Origin of the sequence: Streptomyces lusitanus (assembly GCF_042647945.1) — a bacterium.
GTDB classification, from domain to species: domain Bacteria; phylum Actinomycetota; class Actinomycetes; order Streptomycetales; family Streptomycetaceae; genus Streptomyces; species Streptomyces pseudogriseolus.
In genome coordinates this window covers 704857-726882 of record NZ_JBHRWL010000002.1, presented here as the reverse complement: position 1 = coordinate 726882, position 22026 = coordinate 704857, and the positions used below count along the sequence as shown (strand labels likewise).

The following is a 22026-nucleotide window of genomic DNA, read 5'->3' as shown; positions in this document are numbered from 1 at the left end:
CGCCGCCGCACGCGAGGGACGCACCATCGCCCCCCTCATCACCCGCCTCAACACCATCCGGCGGGAGAACCCGGCCCTTCGGCAGCTGCGCGATCTCCACTTCCACCAGGCGGACAAGGACGAAATCATCGCCTACTCGAAGCGACGGGACGGCAACACGGTGCTGGTGGTCGCCAATCTCGACACCCGGCACACCCAGGAGGCGACGGTCTCGTTGGACATGCCGCAACTCGGCCTGGACTGGCACGAGTCGGTGCCGGTGCGCGACGAGCTCACCGGCGAGACCTATCAATGGGGCAGCGCCAACTATGTGCGTCTCGGTCCGGGCGGGGCACATGTACTCGTCGTCGGCGGGAGGTCCGAGGACGGGCCTTCCGGGACACACAGCACGGTTCTGCGACCGTCCACCCCGCAGATCGGAGGGTCATCCGCCACATGAGCGTCAACGAACCCGTCCCGGACACCTTCGAAGACACCCCCGCAAAGGACCGGGACCCCGACTGGTTCAAACGCGCCGTCTTCTACGAGGTCCTCGTCCGCTCCTTCCAGGACAGCAACGGGGACGGCATCGGTGACCTGAAAGGTCTGACCGCCAAGCTCGACTACCTCCAGTGGCTGGGCGTCGACTGCCTGTGGCTGCCGCCCTTCTTCAAGTCGCCGCTGCGCGACGGCGGTTACGACGTGGCCGACTACACCTCGGTGCTGCCGGAGTTCGGCGACCTCGCCGACTTCGTGGAGTTCGTCGACTCCGCCCATCAGCGCGGCATGCGCGTGATCATCGACTTCGTCATGAACCACACCAGCGACCAGCACCCGTGGTTCCAGGAGTCGCGCAAGGACCCGGACGGGCCGTACGGCGACTACTACGTGTGGGCCGACGACGACAAGCAGTTCCAGGACGCCCGGATCATCTTCGTCGACACCGAGGCGTCCAACTGGACCTACGACCCGGTGCGCAAGCAGTACTACTGGCACCGCTTCTTCTCCCACCAGCCGGACCTCAACTACGAGAACCCGGCCGTGCAGGAGGAGATGATCTCCGCGCTCAAGTTCTGGCTGGACCTCGGGATCGACGGCTTCCGGCTGGACGCGGTGCCCTACCTGTACCAGCAGGAGGGGACGAACTGCGAGAACCTGCCGGCGACGCACGCGTTCCTCAAGCGGGTCCGCAAGGAGATCGACACCCAGTACCCCGACACCGTCCTGCTCGCCGAGGCCAACCAGTGGCCCGAGGACGTCGTCGACTACTTCGGCGACTACAGCGCCGGCGGCGACGAATGCCACATGGCCTTCCACTTCCCGGTCATGCCCCGCATCTTCATGGCCGTGCGAAGGGAGTCCCGCTACCCCGTCTCGGAGATCCTGGCCAAGACCCCCGCCATCCCCTCCGGCTGCCAGTGGGGCATCTTCCTGCGCAACCACGACGAGCTGACCCTGGAGATGGTCACCGACGAGGAACGCGACTACATGTGGGCCGAATACGCCAAGGACCCCCGCATGCGCGCCAACATCGGCATCCGCCGCCGCCTCGCCCCCCTCCTCGACAACGACCGCAACCAGATCGAGCTGTTCAACGCGCTGCTGCTGTCCCTGCCCGGATCGCCGATCATCTACTACGGCGACGAGATCGGCATGGGCGACAACATCTGGCTCGGCGACCGCGACGCCGTCCGCACCCCGATGCAGTGGACGCCGGACCGCAACGCCGGCTTCTCCTCCTCCGACCCCGGCCGCCTCTACCTGCCCACGATCATGGACCCGGTCTACGGCTACCAGGTCAGCAACGTCGAGGCGTCCATGGCATCGCCGTCGTCGCTGCTCCACTGGACCCGGCGCATGATCGAGATCCGCAAGCAGAACCCGGCGTTCGGCCTCGGCTCCTACACCGAACTGCCCTCCTCCAACCCCGCCGTCCTCGCCTTCCTCCGCGAATACGAGGACGACCTCGTCCTCTGCGTCAACAACTTCTCCCGTTTCGCGCAGCCCACGGAGCTGGATCTCAGCGCCTTCGAGGGGCGGCACCCGGTGGAGCTGTTCGGCGGGGTGCGGTTCCCGGCCGTCGGCGAACTGCCGTACCTGATGACGCTCGGGGGGCACGGCTTCTACTGGTTCCGGCTCCGCAAGGACGCCGCGTAGAACCCGGGGCGGGGCGGGCGGTTTCCCCCGCTCCGCCCGGGGCACGCATGAGTAACACCCCGCCCACCGGCGGCGCCCCCCGTGGCGCGCCGACAGAGGGGAAAGGACGCGACGCCATGTCGGAAGCCGTCACACGCACCGTCACGACCCCGCCCGGCCTCCTTGCGTCACTGGATCCACTGTTGCGGGAATGGCTGCCGAGACAGCGCTGGTTCGCCGGGAAGGGCCGCCCGGTCACCGGGTTCGACCTGGTCGCGGCGACCGAGCTGCTGCCGCCCACCGCCAAGCTGGGCCTCTACCACCTGCTCGTGCGCGCCCACCAGCCGCTTCAGCCCGGCCACGCGGGCCACGAGCAGCCGGGCGACTGCTACCAGCTGTTCATAGGCGTGCGCGAGGCGCTGCCGCCCCGGCTGGCGCCCGCGCTGATCGGTCATGTGTCGCGGGGCCCCCTGGCCGGACGGACGGTCTACGAGGCCCTGCACGACACCCGGCCCGCCGACCTGCTCCTGGAGGCCCTGCGCACCCGGGCCCGGATCGGCGGGCTTCGTTTCGAGCGCGATCCGCGGCAGGAGATACGGCCCGGCCTGGTGCCGCGCCTGATGACCGCCGAGCAGTCGAACTCGTCGGTCGTCTACGGCGACACCTTCATCCTGAAGCTGATGCGCCGGATGGTGCCCGGCATCAACCCCGACCTGGAGCTGCCGCTGGCGCTGGCCCGCGAGGGCTGCCCCCGGGTGCCCCCGCCGACGGCGTGGCTGGTCACCGACGCCGAGGACACCGCCGGGCCGTCGCACACGGCCGAGCCGTACGTCCTGGGGGTGCTCCAGCCGTTCGTGCAGGGCGCCACCGACGGCTGGGAGCTGGCGCTGCGGGAGCTGGCCAAGGGGGAGGACTTCGTCGCCGAGGCGCGGGCCATCGGACGGGCCACGGCCGAGGTGCACACCGCGCTGGCGCGTGCGCTGCCCACGGTCACCCTGGGCCATGTGCAGATGCGCGGCCTGGTCGACGGCATGACCGAGCGGCTGGAGGCGGCCGTGCACGCGGTGCCCGCGCTGCGGCCGTACGCGGAGGATCTGCGCTCGGCGTACACCGCGCTGGACGACCTGGCGTCCGAGGGCCGCACCTGGACCGCCCAGCGGGTCCACGGCGACCTGCACCTCGGGCAGTGCCTGCGCTCCCCGGCCGGCACCTGGTCGCTGATCGACTTCGAGGGCGAGCCGGCCCGGCCGCTGGCCGAGCGCCGGATGCCCCAGCCGGCCGTGCGGGACGTGGCGGGCATGCTGCGTTCCTTCGACTACGCGGCGCGCACGGCGGACCCGCCGCAGCCGGACTGGGCCGTCCACTGCCGCGCGGCGTACTGCGCCGGGTACGCGGAGGCCGCAGGGCGCGACCCGCGCACCGAGCCGGTGCTGCTACGCGCGTACGAGACCGACAAGGCGGTGTACGAAGCGGTCTACGAGGCCCGGCACCGCCCCGACTGGCTGCCCGTGCCGCTGGCGGCCCTGCGCCGGCTCGCCTCGGCCGACCCGACCTGACCCACCCGACCCGCGTCCAGGAGGCTCCCCCGTGACCCCCCGCCCCGAGTCCAGCGGCCCCTTCCCGGAGCAACCACCCAACCGGCAACGCACCGAACCACCAACGCCGGCGCGCAAGAAGAAGCCTGCGCGCAAGGCTACGCAGCCTGCGGGCAGTCGTGCCGCTGGGGCGGCACGGGTGGGCGCAGGCGGCACGACGCGAGGCGCCGCGCGTGCAGCATCGGAGGCGACCTCGGCACCGGTGCCGGAAAACTCCCCCCAGCTCACCCCGCCGGAGGCGGAGCTCGCCGTCTCCCCCGCCGTCGACTCCGACGACCGCGACCGCCTGCTGCACGGCACGCACCACGCCCCCCACTCCGTGCTGGGCGCGCACCCCGTCCCCGGCGGCGTGGCCTTCCGCGCGTTCCGCCCGTACGCCCGGGCGGTGACCGTGGTGTCCGGCGGCGTGACCGTCGCCCTGCACGACGACGGCGACGGCTTCTTCTCGGGCCTGCTGCCGCTGAACGAGGTCCCGGCGTACCGGCTGCGCGTCGCGTACGAGGGGACGGAGCTGGAGACGGAGGACGCGTACCGCTTCCTGCCCACGCTGGGCGAGCTGGACCTGCATCTGATCGGCGAGGGCCGGCACGAGCAGCTGTGGACGGTGCTGGGCGCGCACCCGACGACCCACCAGGGCGTCACCGGCACCCGCTTCTCGGTGTGGGCGCCGAACGCGCAGGGCGTGCGGGTCGCGGGCTCGTTCAACTTCTGGGACGGCACCGGCTTCCCCATGCGCTCGCTGGGCGCGACCGGGGTGTGGGAGCTGTTCGTGCCGGGGATCGGCGAGGGCGAGCTGTACAAGTTCGAGATCACCCGCCCCGACGGCTCCAAGACGCTGCGCGCCGACCCGATGGCCCGCCGCACCGAGGTGCCGCCGGCCACGTCGTCGATCGTCACGTCGTCGGCGTACGAGTGGGGCGACGCCGAGTGGCTGGAGCGGCGGGCGGAGGTGCCCGCGCACCGGGCGCCGCTGTCCGTGTACGAGGTGCATCTGCCGTCGTGGCGGCCGGGGCTCACCTACCGGCAGCTCGCCGAGCAGCTCCCCGCGTACGTGAAGGACCTGGGGTTCACGCATGTCGAGCTGATGCCGGTCGCCGAGCATCCCTTCGGCGGCTCCTGGGGCTACCAGGTCACCGGCTTCTACGCGCCGACCGCCCGGCTGGGCACCCCGGACGACTTCAAGTACCTGGTGGACGCCCTGCACCGGGCCGGCATCGGCGTGATCATGGACTGGGTGCCCGCGCACTTCCCGCGCGACGAGTGGGCGCTGGCCGAGTTCGACGGCCGCCCGCTGTACGAGCACTCCGATCCGCTGCGCGCCGCGCACCCCGACTGGGGCACCCTGGAGTTCGACTTCGGGCGGCGCGAGGTGCGCAACTTCCTGGTGGCCAACGCCCTGTACTGGTGCGAGGAGTTCCACATCGACGGGCTGCGGGTGGACGCGGTCGCCTCCATGCTCTACCTGGACTACTCGCGGGAGCCGGGCCAGTGGACGCCGAACGAGCACGGCGGCCGGGAGAACCTGGACGCGGTGGCGTTCCTCCAGGAGATGAACGCGACCGTGTACCGCAGGGTGCCGGGGGTGGTGACGATCGCCGAGGAGTCCACCGCCTGGGACGGCGTCACCCGGGCCACGCACCATCGCGGCCCGAGCGGCTTCGGCGGGCTGGGCTTCGGGCTGAAGTGGAACATGGGCTGGATGCACGACTCGCTGGAGTACATGAGCCACGAGCCCGTCCACCGCAAGTACCACCACGGCGAGATGACCTTCTCGATGGTGTACGCGTACAGCGAGAACTACGTGCTGCCGATCTCCCACGACGAGGTGGTGCACGGCAAGCGGTCCCTGGTGTCGAAGATGCCAGGCGACTGGTGGCGGCAGCGCGCCGATCTGCGTGCCTACCTGGGCTTCATGTGGGCCCACCCCGGCAAGCAGCTGCTGTTCATGGGGCAGGAGTTCGCGCAGGGCGCGGAGTGGTCGGAGGCGCACGGCCCGGACTGGTGGCTGCTCGACCCGCACTACGGCGCGGAGGCCGACCACCGGGGTGTGCGGGACCTGGTGCGCGACCTCAACACCGTGTACCGCGCCACCCCGGCGCTGTGGCAGTACGACACCGAGCCCGCCGGTTTCCGCTGGGTGACCGGGGACGCCGCCGACGACAACGTGCTGGCGTTCCTGCGGTACGACGCCGACGGCTCGCCGCTGCTCGCGGTGTCCCACTTCGCGCCCGTGGTCCGGCACGACTACCGCATCGGCGTCCCGGACGACGTGCCCGCCTGGCACGAGGTCCTGAACACCGACGCGGCCCGCTACGGCGGCGGCGGCGTGGTCAACCCCGGCCCGGTGAAGCCGGAGCCGCAGGGCCGGCACGGCCGGCCGGCGAGCATCCGGCTGACCCTGCCGCCCCTGGCGACGCTGTGGCTGCGCCCGGCCTGACGGCGGGCGCGCCGGTTACGCGAGCGCCTTGGCCAGCGGCTCCGGGAGCGGCTCGGTGTGCAGCACGCCGAGCCGTTGGGTGGCGCGGGTGAGCGCCACGTACAGGTCGCTGGTGCCGTAGCGGCCCGGCTCGACCACCAGGACCGAGTCGAACTCCAGGCCCTTGGCCTGGCGCGGGTCGAGCAGCACCACCTGGTGGGTGAGGTCCGGTTCGGCGCCGGCCGTCACCCCGTCCAGGCGGGCGGCCAGGGCGCGGTGCAGCTCGCGTGGGGCGATGACGGCGAGGCGGCCCTCCTCGGGGGTGAGTTCCGCGACCGCGTCGGCGGTGGCGGCGGGCAGGTCCGCGGTGGCGCGGGCCCACGGCTTCACCCCGGTGGCACGCACCGAGCTGGGCGGCTCGAAGCCGGGGTGCGCGGCCCGCACCACCTCGGCGGCGACCTCCATGATCTCCGCCGGGGTGCGGTAGTTGACGCCGAGCCGGTGGTGCTCCCAGCGGTCCTCGACGTAGGGGGCGAGGATGCCTTCCCAGGAGCCGACGCCGCCCGCCTCCGAGGTCTGCGCCGGGTCGCCGACCAGGGTCATCGAGCGGGTGGGGCTGCGCCGCATCAGCAGCCGCCACGCCATCGGGGACAGCTCCTGCGCCTCGTCCACGATGATGTGGCCGAACGCCCAGGTGCGGTCGGCGGCGGCGCGTTCGGCGGCGCTGCGGTGGTCCTCCTCCTCGTGCCGCTCGGCGAACCGCTCGGCGTCGATGATGTCGTGCGCGGAGAGCACCTCGGAGGACTCCGGGTCGTCCTCCTCCTTGTCCTCGAACTCGAAGGTGCGCGAGGCGTAGGAGACGTCCAGCACGCCCTGCGCGTAGGCGATCTGCCGCCGGCGCTCGCGGTCGGCGCGTTCCCGCGCGAGCCGGTCGTCCTCGCCGAGGAGTTCCGCGGCCTCGTCCAGCAGCGGCACGTCGGAGACGGTCCAGTGCCGGGTGACCGGGCGGCGGACCGCGGCGGCGTCCTCGTCGGAGAGGTAGCCCTCCGGGGCGGCGAGGAAGTCCGCGACCAGCCGCTGCGGGGTGATCCGCGGCCACAGCCGGTCGATCGCGGACCACACCTCGGGGTTCTCGGCGAGCTCGTCGCGGATCTGGGTGATGTCGCTCGGGTCGAGCAGGTTGGACCCGTCGAAGGGGTCGGTGCCGATGCGTTCGGCGAGCATGTCGGTGAGCGTGTTGAGGATGTGCCCCTCGAAGTGTTCGCGGGCCACGTTGTGCGGCAGCTTCGTGGCGCGGGTGCGCTCCCGGGCGACGTTCACCAGGCCGTCGTCGAGCATCAGGACCTCGCGGTCGTGCTCGATCGTGATGACCGGGTCGGGCAGCGCCTGCCGGTCGCGGACGTACTCGGCGAGCACGTCGGCCATGTCCGCCCGCCCCTTGACGGCCGCGGCCCCCGGGGTGTCCGTACGGGTCGTCCGCACGCCCGGGAACAGCTCGCCGACGGTCGCGAGGAGCACGCCGGTCTCGCCGAGGCTCGGCAGCACCTCGCCGATGTAGCCGAGGAACGCCGGGTTGGGGCCGACGATCAGGACGGCGCGGCGGGCCAGCAGCTCGCGGTGCTCGTAGAGCAGGAACGCGGCGCGGTGCAGGGCGACGGCGGTCTTGCCGGTGCCGGGGCCGCCCTCGACCACCATGACGCCCCGGTGCGGGGCGCGGATGACGCGGTCCTGGTCGGCCTGGATGGTGCGGACGATGTCGCCCATGCGGCCGGTGCGCGCGGAGTTGAGCGCGGCCAGCAGCACGGCGTCGCCGGTGGGGTCCTCGTGGCCGGTGCGGGTCTCGTCGCCGAGGTCGAGGATCTCGTCGTGCAGATGGGTGACCCGGCGGCCCTCGGTGGCGATGTGCCGGCGGCGGCGCAGCCCCATCGGGGTGTGGCCGGTGGCCAGGTAGAACGGGCGCGCCACTCCGGCCCGCCAGTCGATGAGGACCGGGGTGCGCTCCTCGTCGTCGGCGCGCAGGCCGATGCGTCCGATGTGGTGGGTCTGCCCGGAGGCGAGGTCGATGCGGCCGAAGCAGAGGGAGCCGTCCACCGCGTTGAGCGCGGCGAGCAGCCCGGAGCGCTCGGCGACCAGGATGTCCCGCTCCAGCCGGGCCTGCCGGGGGGTGTGGCCCTGGGCGAGGGCGTCCGCCACACCGGTCTCGGCGTCGCCCCGCAGGACGTCCACCCGTGCGTACAGTCCGTCGATGAATTGCTGTTCGTGCCGCAATTCATCGTCCGGAAATTCGGTGTTTGACAATTCCACTCCCGCCCGCATATACTGTGCTCACTGGACTTCTTCGCGACTTCTCACAACGAAGGCGTGAATGAACGAATATACGCAAGGAAAACCCCCGGGCGCAATTGCCCGGGGGTTTTTCTCGTCTCCGTGGAGGCGGCTCAGAGCACGTCGCGCAGTTCCTCCCGCAGTCGCCGCCCCGGCCGCGCGCCGACCATCGACCGCAGCGGCTCCCCGTCGCGGAACACGATGAACGTCGGCATCGACAGCACCTTGTACGCGTTGGTCGTGGCCGCATTGCGGTCCACGTTCAGCTGGACGACCTTCAGCCGGCCCTCCTGCTCCGCGGCCAGCTCACGCAGCACCGGCGCCATCTGCCGGCACGGCGGGCACCAGTCGGCGGTGAACTCCACCAGCACCGGAAGTCCGGCGCCGAGCACCTCCTCCGCGAAATCCGCGTCCGTCACCTCGGGCACGCCGCTCATCGCGGTCCCCCTCCCAGTTCGCACTCCGGCTCCGGACCTCCCGGGACCGCCGCGTCGGCTGCCAGCGCCGCTCGGGCCGCCTCCGCCCGCGCCAGCTGCCGCCCCACCGTCTCCCGCACCGCGCCCAGCTCGGCGATGAGCGTGTCGAGCTCGTCGAGCTTGCGCCGGTAGACCTGGAGCGAGGCGGGGCAGGAGTCGCCCTCGGGGTGCCCGGCCCGCAGGCACTCCACGAACGGCCGGGTCTCCTCCAGGCCGAACCCGAAGTCCTGGAGCGTGCGGATCTGCCGCAGCAGCTTCAGGTCGGACTCGTCGTAGGTCCGGTAGCCGTTCCCGGACCGCCGTGCGGGCAGCAGCCCGCGGGACTCGTAGTACCGCAGCGTCCGCGTCGTGGTTCCGGCGCGTGCGGCCAGCTCGCCGATTCGCATACGGACGAACGTAAGCCTTGACCTCGGCGTCAAGGCAAGCGCGTCACAGCTGACGGGAACGGGCATGGCCGGGCGGCCGGACTCACGGGGGAGGAGTCCGGCCGTCCGGCGGGAGGCCCTGTCAGGGGGGTGGGCCTCCGGGACCGGCCGGCCGGGGCGACGGGGGTGCGACCCGGCCGGCCGGAGCGGGGGGGGGAGCCTGCCCGCGTCAGGCCTTGGCGAGTTCCTTCTCGCCGCCCGGCTCGGACGCCTGGGCGTCGTCGTCCCGGCCGGCGCCGTCGCCGTGGTCGTCCAGCAGCGTGCGCTCGTCGAAGGGGGCCCGTCCGGCCAGCACCTCGGCGACCCGCTCCTTGTCGATCTCCTTCGTCCAGGTGCCGATCAGCACCGTGGCGATGGCGTTGCCGGCGAAGTTGGTCAGCGCGCGGGCCTCGCTCATGAAGCGGTCGATGCCGACGATCAGGCCGATGCCGTCCACCAGGGCGGGCTTGTGCGACTGGAGACCGCCGGCCAGGGTCGCGAGACCGGCGCCGGTGACGCCGGCGGCGCCCTTCGAGGCGACCAGCAGGAACAGCAGCAGCGGGATCTGCTCGCCGATCGACATCGGCGTGCCCATGGCGTCGGCGATGAACAGCGAGGCCATGGTCATGTAGATCATGGTGCCGTCGAGGTTGAAGGAGTAGCCGGTCGGGACGGTGATGCCGACCACCGGCTTGCTGACGCCCAGGTGCTCCATCTTCGCGATGAGCCGCGGCAGCGCGGACTCGGAGGAGGAGGTGGACAGGATCAGCAGGAACTCACGGCCCAGGTACTTGAAGAGGGTCCACACGTTCAGACCCGCGACGATCCGCAGCATCGTGCCGAGCACCACGAAGATGAACAGCACACAGGTGATGTAGAAGCCGAGCATCAGCACCGCGAGGCTCTTCAGCGCGTCCACGCCGGCCGAGCCGGTGACCGCGGCCATCGCGCCGAACGCGCCGACCGGGGCCGCCCACATGATCATGGCGAGGATGCGGAAGACCAGCCGCTGGATGTGCTCGATGCCGCGCAGGACCGGCCGGCCCGCGTTGCCCATGGCCTGGAGGGCGAAGCCGGCCAGCAGGGCGATCAGCAGGGTCTGGAGCACCTCGCCCTGGGTGAAGGCGGACACGATGGTGGTCGGGATGATGCCGAGCAGGAACTCGGTGGTGTCCTTGGCCTCCGCGTCGATCTGCGCGTGGCCGGTCTCCTTGACCGCGTCGGTGATCGCGAGGCCGGAACCCGGCTCCAGGATGTTGCCGACGACCAGGCCGATGGCGAGCGCCACGACCGACATGACCATGAAGTAGCCGAGCGCGATGCCGCCCACCGCGCCGACCTTGGCGGCCTTCCGCACGGACCCGATGCCCAGCACGATGGTGCAGAAGATGATCGGCGAGATCATCATCTTGATCAGGTTCACGAAGCCGGTGCCGATCGGCTTCAGCTCGACCGCGAAGTCCGGCGCGATCAGGCCGACGGCGATGCCGAGGGCGACCGCGATGATCACCGCGATGTAGAGATAGTGCGTGCGGTCCCGCTTGGCCTCGGGTGCGGCAGGTGCCGTATCGGCGGTGCTGGTCACGGCGGCCCTCCTTGACGTCGTCGTCGGCATCACCGGCGTGCGGCTCACGTCCGGGGGATGGTTCGGGGGAACGCGGTGACTATGTCGCGCCTTGTGAGCGCGGTCACCCTTCCGTTCATTTAGTTCACCGCCGGGGCGCGAGGCAGACTGGCTGGATGCGTATCCCCCTCCCCGGCCCCCGCAGCCTCGCGGGGCAGCTGTTCGCCATGCAGGCCGTGCTGCTCACGGTCGTCGTGGCCGGATACGCGCTGGCCACGTACCTGAGCAACCGCTCCGAGGCCGAACAGGCCGCGGGACGGCAGGCCACCTCGGTGGCCCGCTCGGTGGCCGACTCGCCGTCGGTGCGGGAGGCGATCCGCTCGTCCGACCCGTCGGCGCGGCTCCAGCCGTACGCGGTGGCCGTGGTGCGCGACACCGACGTCGACTTCGTCACGATCATGGATCCGCGGGGCATCCGCTGGACCCACCCCGACCCGGACCAGATCGGCCTGCCCTTCCAGGGGCACACGGAACCGGCGCTGAAGGGGCGCACCTTCACCGAGACCTACACCGGCACGCTCGGCCCGTCCGTGCGCGCCGTGACCCCGGTGCGGGACGGCGACCGGATCGTCGGCCTGGTCAGCGCGGGCATACGGGTCGAGGAGATCGGCCGGCGCGTGCAGGAGCAGCTCGCCGCGCTGCTGGCGGTCGCGGGCGGCGCGCTCGGGCTCGGCGCGATCGGCACGTACGTGATCAACGCGCGGCTGCGCCGGCACACGCACGGGATGAACGCGGCCGAGCTCAGCCACATGCACGACTACCATCAGGCCGCGCTGCACGCCGTGCGCGAGGGCCTGCTGATGCTGGACGGGCAGTACAGGGTGGCGCTGATCAACGACGGCGGCCGTGAGCTGCTCGGGGTGGACCAGGAGGAGGACGTGGTGGGCCGGTCGGTCGCGGAGCTGGGTCTGCCCGCCCCGCTGACGGGCGCGCTGCTCGCCTCCGAGCCCCGGGTCGACGAGGTGCACCTGACGGCCGACCGGGTGCTGGTGGTGAACACCTCCCCGGTCACCGGCGGCCAGCGGCGCGGCTCCGTGGTGACGCTGCGGGACGTGACCGAGCTCCAGTCGCTGATGGGCGAGCTGGACTCCGAGCGCGGCTTCACGCAGGCGCTGCGGTCCCAGGCGCACGAGGCGGCCAACCGGCTGCACACCGTGGTGTCGCTGATCGAGCTGGGCCGCGCCGAGGAGGCCGTGGAGTTCGCCACCGCCGAGCTGGAGCTGGCGCAGGCGCTCACCGACCAGGTGGTGGCGGCGGTGAGCGAGCCGGTGCTGGCGGCGCTGCTGCTGGGCAAGACCGCGCAGGCCAACGAGCGGGGCGTGGAGCTGGTGGTGTCCGCGGACAGCCGGCTGGACGACGGCCTGCTGCCGGACGTGCTGCCCTCCCGTGACCTGGTGACCATCCTCGGCAACCTGATCGACAACGCGGTGGACGCGGCGCAGGGCGGGGTGCGGCCGCGGGTGACGGTAACCGCGCGGACCGAGCTGACGGAGCTGACCGAGAGGGGCGGCTCGGAGCTGGTCCTGCGGGTCGGCGACACCGGTCCCGGCGTCGACCCGGACCGCGCCGAGGAGCTGTTCCGGCTCGGCTACTCCACCAAGCCGTCCGGCCCGGGCGGCCGAGGGCTCGGCCTCGCACTGGTCCGGCAGGCGGTGTCCCGGCACGGCGGCACCCTCGCGGTGACCTCCGGCGAGGACGGCGGCGCCGTGTTCGACGTGCGGGTTCCGCTGCGGGGGGCGGCGGGCGCGGTGGTGAACGGCGGCGCGGGCGATGCGGGTGCGGGCGGCGCGGGCGGTACGAGCAGCACGGCTGCGGAGGGCACGGCCGGTGCGGCTGCGGGCGCCGTGGGCGGTACGAGCAGCACGGCTACGGACGGCACGGGCGGTGCGGCTGCGGGCGCCGTGGGCGGTACGAGCAGCACGGCTACGGACGGCACGGGCGGTGCGGCTGCGGGCGGCACGGCCGCGAATGGCGTGGACGGCGCAGGCGGTGCAGGCGGTGCAGGCGCGGACGGCAAGGGCAGCACGGCTACGGACGGCACGGGCGGTGCGGCTGCGGGCGGCACGACCACGAACGGCGTGAGCGGTGCGGGCGGCGCAGGCGGCGCAGGCGGCGCAGGCGGCGCAGGCGGCGCAGGCGCGGACGGTCCGGGCGGCGCGGACGGCACGGGCAGCGCGGCTGCGGGCGCGGACGGCATGGGCGATGCTGCCGCGAACGGCGTGGGCGGCGCCCGATGAGCGGGCGGCCCGGGCAGCCGATCAGGGTGCTGGTCGTCGAGGACGACCCGGTAGCCGCCGACGCGCACGTGATGTACGTCGGGCGGGTGCCCGGCTTCGTCGCCGTCGGCAAGGCGCACACCGGGGCCCAGGCCCGCCGGGTGCTCGACCGCACCCCCGTCGACCTGCTGCTCCTCGACCTGCACCTGCCGGACGTGCACGGGCTCCAGCTGGCCCGCTCGCTGCGGGCGGCCGGCCATCACGCCGACGTGATCGCGGTGACCTCGGCCCGTGACCTCGCGGTGGTGCGCGAGGGGGTGTCCCTGGGCGTCGTCCAGTACGTGCTGAAGCCGTTCACGTTCGCGACGCTGCGCGACCGGCTGGTGCGGTACGCCGAGTTCCGTGCGGCGGCCGGCGAGGCGAGCGGGCAGGACGAGGTCGACCGCGCCCTGGCGGCCCTGCGCGCCCCCGGCCCGGCCGCCCTCCCGAAGGGCCTCAGCGGCCCCACCCTGGAACGCGTCTCCACGGCCCTGCGCGACGCCCCCGAGGGCCTGACCGCGACGGGTGTCGCGGAGGCGGTCGGCATCTCCCGCATCACGGCCCGCCGCTACCTGGAGCACCTCGTCGACTCCGGCTGCGCGGCCCGCCGCCCCCAGTACGGCACGGTGGGGCGGCCGGAACTCCAGTACCGGTGGGTGTCCGGCTCCTGAGGCTCACCAAGCCTTCACCGCCCCCGGCGGTTCCCCCTGCGCACACGCATTGACCTGACTAGACCAGTCAACTTACGTTCGCCAGGCAGCCGTCCAGGCCACAGTGTCGTGTGCCCGTAGGAGGTCGTGCCCGTGCGCCCCACCGCCGCTCGCCCCCGCACCACCGTCCGTCCGACCGCGTTCGTCGCCCTCTGCGCCGCCGCCCCGCTGCTGCTGACCGCCTGCGGCGGCGGATCCGGCGGAGACCCGGACACGCTGAAGGTGTCGTTCAAACAGTCCACGGACAACTCCGTGAAGGTGATGGACACCTATCTCGCGGACATCAAGAAGCAGTTCGAGAAGGCCAACCCCGGCAAGAAGGTGGAGCTCGTCCCCATCAAGGCGCCGGACGCCGAGTACTACACCAAGCTCCAGCAGATGCTCCGCTCCCCCAGGACCGCGCCCGACCTGGTGTACGAGGACACCTTCCTCATCAACTCCGACATCATCAGCGGGTACTTGAAGCCGCTCGACCCCTATCTCGCCGGGTGGAAGGACTGGGACCGGTTCATCGACACCGCCAAGGCCGCGGCGAAGGGCGAGGACGGGAAGACGTACGGCGTCCCGGACGGCACCGACACGCGGGGGCTGTGGTTCAGCAAGGACATCTTCGCGAAGGCCGGGCTGCCCGCGAACTGGCAGCCGCGGACCTGGGGGGACGTCCTCGACGCCGCCCGCACCGTCAAGGAGAAGGTGCCCGGTGTCATCCCGCTGAACGTCTACACCGGCAAGCCGGTCGGCGAGGCGGCCACCATGCAGACCTTCGAGATGCTGCTGTACGGCACCGGCGACGGCACGTCCGACCCGCTGTACGACAAGACCACCAAGAAGTGGCTCACGGCCGGCCAGGGCTTCCGGGACGCCCTGACCTTCGTCGAGACCGTCTACCAGGAGAAGCTCGGGCCGGACGTCGCCGACGCCCTCGACCCCAACGTGGGCACCAGGGTGCGCGGCGAGTGGCTGCCGCAGGGCAAACTCGCCATCGCGCTGGACGGTTCCTGGCTGCCGCAGGACTGGCTGGAGGGCAGCGGGCACGAGTGGCCCGAGTGGTCGAAGGAACTGGGGCTCGCGGCGATGCCCACCCAGCACGGGCAGGCGCCCGGCAAGGTGAGCATGTCGGGCGGCTGGACCTGGGCGATCCCCGCCAAGGCGGCCAACCCCGACCTGGCCTTCGAGTTCGTGAAGACGATGCAGACCAAGGCCAACGCGCAGAAGTGGTACGTCGCCAACTCCGGCATCGCCGTCCGCGAGGACGTCGCCGCGGACCCGGCGTACACGGCGGCGCAGCCCGGCATCCGGTTCTTCACCGACCTGGTGGAGCACACCCACTACCGGCCCGCGTACCCGGCGTACCCGAAGGTGTCGACCGCCGTGCAGGAGGCGATGGAGGGTGTGACCACGGGCGACCTGTCCGTGGAGGAGGCCGCGCGGGGTTACGACGAAGCGCTGCGCGACGCCGCCGACGGCCGGGTCACCTCGCGGTGAGCGGCGACGGGACGCGCCGATGACCGCCGCCGCACCGCACGCGGGCCCGGACCTCGCGAAGACCCCGGGCCCGCCCGCCGCCTCCCCGTCCCCGTCGGGCCGGCGCACCACCCTGCGCCGGTTCCTGCCCCGCTTCCTGCCGCTGACCCCCGCGCTGGCGCTGCTGCTGGTGTTCCTCGCGGGGCCGATCGCGTACTGCGTCCTCATCGCCTTCACCGATCTCCAGCTGACCGGTCAGGCGCAGGAGTCGTTCGTCGGCCTGGACAACTTCCGGCGGGCGTTCCGCGACGACGCGTTCCTCAACGCCGTGTGGCTGACGCTGGTGCTCACGGTGGTGTCGGCGCTGGTCGGGCAGAACACGCTGGGGCTGGCGCTGGCCGCGCTGATGCAGCGGGCGTCGAAGCCGGTGCGCACCCTGACCGGCGGTGTCGTCGTCACGGCGTGGGTGCTGCCTGAGGTGGTGGCGGGGTTCCTGCTGTACGCGTTCTTCCGCCGCGAGGGGACGCTGAACGCGGTTCTGGACTGGCTGCATCTGCCGTCGCAGAACTGGCTGTTCACCCTGCCCATCCTGGCGGTGTCCTTCGCCAACGTGTGGCGCGGGACGGCGTTCTCGATGCTGGTGTACTCCGCCGCGCTGAACGAGATCCCGAAGGAGATCACCGAGGCCGCCGAGGTGGACGGCGCGAGCGGCTGGCGCCGGATGTGGCACGTCACGCTGCCGATGATCCGCCGCTCCATCGGCACCACGCTGATGCTCAACACCCTCCAGACGCTGTCGGTGTTCGGGCTGATCTGGGTGATGACACGGGGCGGCCCCGGCGGGAGGAGCCAGACGCTGCCGCTGTTCATGTACGAACAGGCCTTCCAGAACAGCCTGATCGGGTACGGCACGGCGGTGGCGCTGCTGCTTCTGCTGGTCGGCTCGCTGTTCTCGCTGCTGTACATGCGTCTGCTGCGGACGGAGGTCTGACCATCATGTCCCTGTCCTCGCGCTCCCTGTCGTCGCGCCGCGCCGCCCGGCGGCTGGCCGCCGACGCCGGGCTGCTCGTCGTGGCCGTCGCGTTCCTGCTGCCGCTGGCGTGGGTGCTGCTCTCCGCGTTCGACCCGCACGCCGGTCTGCGGGTGAAGGCGCCGGACGGGGTGACCCTGGAGCACTTCGAGGCGATCCTCACCGACGAGATCACCTTCACCCCGCTGCTCAACAGCCTGCTGCTGTGCGGGGGCGCGACCGCGCTGACCGTGGTGTGCGCGGCGCTGGCCGCGTATCCGCTGTCCCGCTACCGGTCGCGGCTCAACCGGCCGTTCCTGCTGACGATCCTGTTCGCGACCAGCCTGCCGATCACCGCGATCATGGTGCCGGTGTACGCGCTGTTCGTGCGGGTGAACCTGATCGACACGATGCAGGGCACGATCTTCTTCTTCGCCGCGTCCCAACTGCCGTTCGGCATCTGGCTGATGAAGAACTTCATGGACGGCGTACCGAAGGAGCTGGAGGAGGCGGCCTGGACCGACGGGGCGTCCTCGCTCCAGTCGCTGCTGCGGATCGTGCTGCCGCTGATGGGGCCGGGCGTGGCGGTGGTGACCGTCTTCTCGTTCGTGATGATGTGGGGGAACTTCTTCGTCCCGTTCATGCTGCTACTCAGCCCGGATTTGATGCCGGCGTCGGTGAGCATCAACGACTTCTTCGGCAACCGCGGGATGGTGGCGTACGGCCAGCTCGCCGCGTTCTCGATCGTCTACTCGACGCCGGTGATCCTGTTGTACGTGCTGATCTCCCGGCGGCTGGGGGCGGGGTTCGCGCTGGGCGGGGCGGTGAAGGGGTGACCGGCTCACCGGCGGATTCGCGCCGCGCGCGGGGACGGCGGCGGAGGGGCGCGCGGGGCGCGGGGCTCGTACGGAGGTGCGAGTGACGGGCGTCCGTTCCGTCCGGCTCGCGCGGGGACCGTCGGGGCACGGGGGCGCATATGCCTGCTGAGCGTGCCATTCGCAATGCGGAGGAGGTCACCCCGTGGGTGAGCGGGCCCCCGCACCGAAACACGACCGCCGAGTAGCCGTACCTTCCTACAATCAGTGAGCCTGGCCGAACAGACCGTAGTCACCCCCGGCGGGCGGGCCTAGCTTGTGGGCCGTGCGCCGACCACCCCCTCGCAGCGACCGCCATCCGCCCCCGCCGTTCAACGCCCCCGCCGCCCGCCGGCTGCGCGCCGCGCTGGGCCTCGACCCGGACCACGTGGCCCACGCCCTGCGCGCCTCCTACGACCTGCCGTACGTCACACCGGCCCTCGTCGCCGCGTGGGAGCGCGGCAGTGTCTCCCCGTCCCACCTCGAACTCAGCGCCCTCGCGGGCGTCCTGTGGTGCTCCCCCGGCGAACTCATCGGCCGCCCGCGCACCTTGCGCGAGCACCGGATCGCCCGCGGCCTCGCCCCGGAGGACGTCGCCCGCACCGTCGGGCACGAACTCCACGCGTATCTGCGGATGGAGGAGACGGGCCAGTGGCGCGGCACCGACCGCCAGACCGCCGCCCTGACCCGGGTGCTCGGCCTGTCCCTGGCCGACGTCGTCACCGTCACCGGCCGCGAGGAACGCCTCGCGGAACTGCTGCGCGCCGCGGTGACCACGCGCTGGCAGGCGTACGTCCGGCCGGTGTCGAAGATCGCCCCGCTGGAACGGCGGCTGCTGGAGGAGGTGCTGCACCGGCTCCACCAGGACTACCAGGGCCACATGGCCGCCACCCTCAGCTGGGGCGGAGGCCCCACCGACGCGACCGACCCGGGCCGCGACTTCCTCACCCACGTGGTGGACCACTTCTGGACGGCGGTCACATCGGAAGCCGCGTGACTTTCAGAGGGGGCCGCCCCCTCCGGCCGCGCCAACTCCCAGGCGCGCCGGTCGTACGGCACCCCGCGGCCCTGCCCGACCCTTCCGGCACGTGGCGCGCAGCAGGGCTTGGAGGGCGCGGTCGACGGTGACGAGCTCCCTGTCGTAGCCGTGCAGGTCCGCCCCCTCGGCCAGAGCGGCCAGTAGTGCCACTCGCATGCGCCGTACTCGCCCCCCCCGCCAGAACTAAGCTGGTAACCGAAAGGCGTTCATGCCGCCCTCGCGTACCGCACGACCTGCGAGCCAAGGCCCGCCACGGCGAGCGCCTCCAGTGCCGACATCGTGACCATCAGCCCGCCGCTGTCGCCGTTCACCCAGAACACGACCAGGGCGGCCAGGGGGACCGCGCAGAACGCCGTCAGATCGATCACGGTTTGGATCGTCTTGCGGGACCGACGTCGGGTGTCGGTCCGGTGGTACGCCTCCCACCCGAACGTCGTGAAGCCGCTCCCGTGCGCCGCGAGGGCGGCCAGCCGGGGTCCCAGATCGTCCCGGACGTAGCGGCCGATGGCCGAAATCTTCTCGTCATTGACGAGGTAGGTCCATCCGAGGACGACACACACCGGTGGCAGCGCCAGAAGCATCGAGGGCTGTTTCGCCTGGGCCGCGGCGGCGATGACGGCGGCCACGACGGCCAGCGTCACATAGAGGAGGTTGTCCCGGAACCCGATTCTCGCCCTCTGCTCGTCCTTCACGGTCTGGTACTCGGCCAGCAGCAACTGCCCGACGGTGAGGCCCTGTTCCGCCACTCGTTTTCCTTCCCCCAGTTGTAACTTATGACTATGCAGGAGACCCGGCCCACTGTTCTGGTCCTGACCGCACTCCCCCCCGAATATGCCGCTGTTCGCGCGCACGTCGAGGAGCGGGAGGAGTTGGTGCACCGTGACGGGACCCGGGTCGAGAAGGGCAAACTACCCGGCACCTCCTGGAACGTCGCCCTCGCCGAGCTGGGCGTGGGGGCCGACCGGGCCGCCGCTCTCACCACTCAGCTCGTCAGCTGGTTGCGCCCCGAGGCCGTGTTTTTCGTCGGTGTCGCCGGCAGCCTCAAGGACGACATCGAGATCGGCGATGTCGTCGTGGGCACGCAGGTGTACGAGATCCACGGCGGCAAGCAGACGCCGGAGGGCTTCCTGGTCCGACCGAAAGCCCTGCCGGGCTCGCTCGCACTCGAACAGGCGACCCGCTCCGCCGTACGAGACATGCCCGACGTACGGACGCACTTCCTGCCGATCGCCACGGGCGACGTGGTCCTGGCGGACGCCAAGTCTGAGATTGCCCGGTTCATTCGCAAGAACTACAACGATGCGGGCGCGATCGAGATGGAGGGCTCCGGAGCGCTTCTGGCGGCGCACCTGAACGGCCAGTTGAACGCCCTGGTGATCCGCGGCATCAGCGACCGGGCCGACGCCAAGAAGCACAAGTCCGACGCCGCAGGTTCGCAGAAGCGCGCCGCCGAGCAGGCCGCTGCGGTGACCGTGGCGGTGCTGCACAAGCACCGGCCGCGTGAGGGTTCCTCCGACTCCGAGGAGCGTCCCCATCGGCAAGGGGACGGCGGAGCAACGTACGGCGGAGACCACATCGACTTCCGGGGCGGCACCTTCCATGGCCCCGTCACCGGCAAGAGCGACGGGCGACGCTAGGGGCACCCTCCACGGCCCGGTCCCGCGAGCGACCGCCACCCTCCCGCCCCGCCCGCCGGGCTTCACCGGTCGGTCGGCCGAGCTGGACCGCCTGCTCCCACACCTCTCCCCTGCCGAGGACGACACGGCCGCGCTGCCGCTCCTCATTTTCGCCGTCACGGGGATGGGCGGCGTCGGCAAGACCGCACTGGCCGTGGAGACGGCCCACAGGGCCCGTGCGCAGGGCTGGTTCCCGGGGGGAACACTCTTCGTGGACCTGCGCGGTTACGACGAGGACCCGGTCACGGCTGACCAGGCGGTCCTGGCCCTGCTCGACGCACTCGGCGTACGGGACGGGGATCTGCCACCGACGACGGACCGCCAGTACGACGCGTACCGCGCGCTCCTCGCCGACCGACAGGACAGGATGCTGCTGATCCTGGACAACGCCTCGGATCCCGCCCAGTACCTGCCCCTCCTGCCCGGCACGGACCACCACCGAGTGCTCATCACCTCCCGGGACCGCCCCGACGCCCTGCCGGTACGCCTGATCGACCTGGAAACGCTCGCCCCTGACGACTCCGTCGCCCTTCTGACCCGTGCCCTGCACGACACCGACGAACGGGACGAACGCCCGGCACGTGAGCCCGAAGCAGTGCGCGAACTGGCTGATCTCTGCGGTCATTTACCTCTGGCCCTCCAGATCGCGGCGGGGATGCTGCGTCGGCGGCGCCACCGGGACATCGCCTCTCTGGTGGCCGAGATCCGGGAAGCCGAGGACGCGACCACCGTCCTCGACCACAACAGTCCCGGAACCGACCTGTATGGACGCTCTCTCGTCCTGCGGCCCGTCCTGGAAACCTCTTATCACCGGTTGCCGCCCGACCAGGCCCGGCTGCTGCGCCTTCTCTGCCTCGCACCAGGCGCGGAGACCGGTACGGAGGCGATCGGTGCTCTTGCCGACCTCGCCCCGGAGTCCGTGGTGCTGCTGTTGGAAGACTTGGCCGCCAGACATCTCGTCACGCCGGTTCGGCGCATCAACGGGGCACCTTCCGCCATGCGGTGGCGCCTGCATGACCTGGTGCGGGCGTTCGGGGCGGGCGTGGTAGCGGGGGATGCAGGGTTGCGGGAGGAGGGGGAGGCGGCGCGGGAGCGGGTGCTGGAGTTCTATTGGCGGTGGGCGAAGGCGGCCGATGACCGCTTGCGGTGGTTGCCGGGGAAGCCGGTGCCGGAGCGGTTCGGGGACCGGGGGCACGCGTTGGAGTGGCTGGACGGCGAGCGGTCCGGTCTGATTGCGGCGGTGGGGTGGGGGCGGGAGGAGCGGTTCGCGGGCACGGCGACGCGGCTGGCCGAGTGCTTGGGGGAGTACCTGGACTGGCGGCGGTACTTCGACGATCTGATCGCCGTTGCGAAAGCTGCACTCGGTGCGGCGCGGCTTGCCGGGGACCGACTGAACGAGGCCAACGCATGGAACAGCCTCGGCAACGCCCTGCTGGTGGCGGGCCGGCCGGGGGAGGCGATCGAGGCCCACAGCCAGGCCCGCTACCGATATCAAGCCGCCGGAGGACGCCACGACGAGGCTGTAGCGTGGGGCAACCTCGGCAACGCCCTGCGAGCTGCGGGCCAGGTGGACGACGCGATTGACGCCCACGCTCGGGCCCGGGATCTGTACCAGGCCGCTGGGGACCGCCACCGCGAAGCCATGGCGTGGGACAACCTCGGCAACGCCCTGCAAGAAGCGGGCCGAACTGGGGAGGCGATCGACGCCCACACCCGGGCCCGCGACTTGTTGCAGGCCGCCGGGGACCGCCACGGCGAGGGCCGGGCCTGGCACAACCTCGGCAACGCCCTGCGAGCAGCGGGCCGATTGGAGGCGACGATCGAGGCGTATGGCAAGGGCCTCAAAATTTGCAGGGAATTCGAGGACTGGTACGGCGCGGGACAGACCCTTCGCAACCTGGCTCACACTTACAAGACCATTGGCCGCCCCGCTGACGCCCACGCCGCCTACCTCCAGGCCGCCGACGCCTACACTCGCGCCAACGCCCCCACCGAAGCCTCCCGAGCCCGCGCCTGGGCTGCCGAACTACCGCAATAGCTCCCCACCCAAACCCAGCTTCACAC

The 22026-nt window shown here is 71.7% G+C and carries 17 protein-coding genes; 12 read left to right on the top strand and 5 right to left on the bottom strand.

All coding sequences use genetic code 11. The features are described from left to right. The 4 genes from ACFOSY_RS04800 to glgB all read left to right on the top strand — a co-directional run. A partial coding sequence (locus ACFOSY_RS04800; protein WP_394305419.1) for an alpha-glucosidase C-terminal domain-containing protein occupies nt 1-439 on the top strand: 439 nt, incomplete at its 5' end. Next, complete coding sequence (gene treS / locus ACFOSY_RS04795; protein WP_394305418.1) at nt 436-2136, top strand: maltose alpha-D-glucosyltransferase; 1701 nt, start codon at nt 436-438, stop codon at nt 2134-2136. The genes ACFOSY_RS04800 and treS, both read left to right, overlap by 4 nt. 116 nt (nt 2137-2252) lie before the next feature. Beyond that, on the top strand, nt 2253-3671 hold the full coding sequence (locus ACFOSY_RS04790; RefSeq protein ID WP_394305417.1) for a maltokinase N-terminal cap-like domain-containing protein: 1419 nt from the start codon (nt 2253-2255) through the stop codon (nt 3669-3671). Nucleotides 3672-3912: 241 nt separating this feature from the next. Next, nucleotides 3913-6147: a 1,4-alpha-glucan branching enzyme gene (glgB, locus tag ACFOSY_RS04785; RefSeq protein ID WP_394305416.1), complete on the top strand. Its 2235-nt coding sequence runs from the start codon at nt 3913-3915 to the stop codon at nt 6145-6147. A 15-nt stretch (nt 6148-6162) separates the two neighbouring features. On the opposite strand, the gene ACFOSY_RS04780 is transcribed toward glgB, so the two are convergent. From ACFOSY_RS04780 to ACFOSY_RS04765, 4 genes are all read right to left on the bottom strand, one after another. Next, complete coding sequence (locus tag ACFOSY_RS04780; RefSeq protein WP_394305415.1) at nt 6163-8442, bottom strand: HelD family protein; 2280 nt, start codon at nt 8440-8442, stop codon at nt 6163-6165. Between the two features lie 122 nt (nt 8443-8564). Further along, complete coding sequence (locus tag ACFOSY_RS04775) at nt 8565-8888, bottom strand: thioredoxin family protein (RefSeq protein ID WP_394305414.1); 324 nt, start codon at nt 8886-8888, stop codon at nt 8565-8567. Continuing rightward, nucleotides 8885-9313, bottom strand: a complete 429-nt coding sequence (locus ACFOSY_RS04770) for a MerR family transcriptional regulator (RefSeq protein WP_394305413.1) — start codon at nt 9311-9313, stop codon at nt 8885-8887. Before ACFOSY_RS04770 ends, ACFOSY_RS04775 begins: the two co-directional genes overlap by 4 nt. 208 nt (nt 9314-9521) lie before the next feature. After that, nucleotides 9522-10916, bottom strand: coding sequence for a cation:dicarboxylate symporter family transporter (locus tag ACFOSY_RS04765; RefSeq protein WP_394305412.1), 1395 nt, complete (start codon nt 10914-10916; stop codon nt 9522-9524). A 155-nt stretch (nt 10917-11071) separates the two neighbouring features. Here ACFOSY_RS04765 and ACFOSY_RS04760 point away from each other — a divergent pair, with 155 nt between their 5' ends. From ACFOSY_RS04760 to ACFOSY_RS04735, 6 genes are all read left to right on the top strand, one after another. After that, entirely contained in the window at nt 11072-13192 is a 2121-nt protein-coding gene (locus ACFOSY_RS04760; RefSeq protein ID WP_394305411.1) for a sensor histidine kinase, read from the top strand. Then, nucleotides 13189-13881 carry a response regulator gene (locus ACFOSY_RS04755; protein WP_394305410.1) on the top strand — a complete coding sequence of 231 codons (693 nt, stop codon included), beginning with the start codon at nt 13189-13191 and terminating at the stop codon, nt 13879-13881. Before ACFOSY_RS04760 ends, ACFOSY_RS04755 begins: the two co-directional genes overlap by 4 nt. A 132-nt stretch (nt 13882-14013) precedes the next feature. Next, entirely contained in the window at nt 14014-15405 is a 1392-nt protein-coding gene (locus tag ACFOSY_RS04750) for an extracellular solute-binding protein (protein ID WP_394305409.1), read from the top strand. A gap of 19 nt (nt 15406-15424) precedes the next feature. Then, the gene (locus tag ACFOSY_RS04745; protein WP_394305408.1) at nt 15425-16375 is read left to right on the top strand and encodes a carbohydrate ABC transporter permease; all 951 of its coding nucleotides are present in this window, start codon (nt 15425-15427) and stop codon (nt 16373-16375) included. Nucleotides 16376-16380: 5 nt separating this feature from the next. Continuing rightward, complete coding sequence (locus ACFOSY_RS04740) at nt 16381-17229, top strand: carbohydrate ABC transporter permease (protein WP_394305407.1); 849 nt, start codon at nt 16381-16383, stop codon at nt 17227-17229. A 295-nt stretch (nt 17230-17524) separates the two neighbouring features. Further along, nucleotides 17525-18244 carry an XRE family transcriptional regulator gene (locus ACFOSY_RS04735; RefSeq protein WP_394305406.1) on the top strand — a complete coding sequence of 240 codons (720 nt, stop codon included), beginning with the start codon at nt 17525-17527 and terminating at the stop codon, nt 18242-18244. Nucleotides 18245-18492: 248 nt separating this feature from the next. On the opposite strand, the gene ACFOSY_RS04730 is transcribed toward ACFOSY_RS04735, so the two are convergent. Then, on the bottom strand, nt 18493-19032 hold the full coding sequence (locus ACFOSY_RS04730) for a hypothetical protein (RefSeq protein WP_394305405.1): 540 nt from the start codon (nt 19030-19032) through the stop codon (nt 18493-18495). Between the two features lie 27 nt (nt 19033-19059). Between ACFOSY_RS04730 and ACFOSY_RS04725 the strand changes: the two genes are divergently transcribed. Together ACFOSY_RS04725 and ACFOSY_RS04720 are read left to right on the top strand one after the other, a co-directional pair. Beyond that, on the top strand, nt 19060-19923 hold the full coding sequence (locus ACFOSY_RS04725; protein WP_394305404.1) for a 5'-methylthioadenosine/S-adenosylhomocysteine nucleosidase family protein: 864 nt from the start codon (nt 19060-19062) through the stop codon (nt 19921-19923). A gap of 91 nt (nt 19924-20014) precedes the next feature. Next, nucleotides 20015-22000 (top strand): tetratricopeptide repeat protein, encoded by a 1986-nt coding sequence (locus ACFOSY_RS04720; RefSeq protein WP_394305445.1) that lies wholly within the window; start codon nt 20015-20017, stop codon nt 21998-22000. Nucleotides 22001-22026 lie beyond the last annotated feature (26 nt).

Excerpts from the sequence above, each read along its gene's own strand:
- ACFOSY_RS04755 (WP_394305410.1), top strand. The coding sequence starts at position 13,189 with ATGAGCGGGCGGCCCGGGCAGCCGATCAGGGTGCTGGTCGTCGAGGAC.
- ACFOSY_RS04760 (WP_394305411.1), top strand. The coding sequence starts at position 11,072 with ATGCGTATCCCCCTCCCCGGCCCCCGCAGCCTCGCGGGGCAGCTGTTC.
- ACFOSY_RS04740 (WP_394305407.1), top strand. The coding sequence starts at position 16,381 with ATGTCCCTGTCCTCGCGCTCCCTGTCGTCGCGCCGCGCCGCCCGGCGG.
- ACFOSY_RS04790 (WP_394305417.1), top strand. The coding sequence starts at position 2,253 with ATGTCGGAAGCCGTCACACGCACCGTCACGACCCCGCCCGGCCTCCTT.
- ACFOSY_RS04745 (WP_394305408.1), top strand. The coding sequence starts at position 15,425 with ATGACCGCCGCCGCACCGCACGCGGGCCCGGACCTCGCGAAGACCCCG.
- ACFOSY_RS04775 (WP_394305414.1), bottom strand. The coding sequence starts at position 8,888 with ATGAGCGGCGTGCCCGAGGTGACGGACGCGGATTTCGCGGAGGAGGTG.
- treS (WP_394305418.1), top strand. The coding sequence starts at position 436 with ATGAGCGTCAACGAACCCGTCCCGGACACCTTCGAAGACACCCCCGCA.
- ACFOSY_RS04725 (WP_394305404.1), top strand. The coding sequence starts at position 19,060 with ATGACTATGCAGGAGACCCGGCCCACTGTTCTGGTCCTGACCGCACTC.
- ACFOSY_RS04780 (WP_394305415.1), bottom strand. The coding sequence starts at position 8,442 with ATGCGGGCGGGAGTGGAATTGTCAAACACCGAATTTCCGGACGATGAA.
- ACFOSY_RS04770 (WP_394305413.1), bottom strand. The coding sequence starts at position 9,313 with ATGCGAATCGGCGAGCTGGCCGCACGCGCCGGAACCACGACGCGGACG.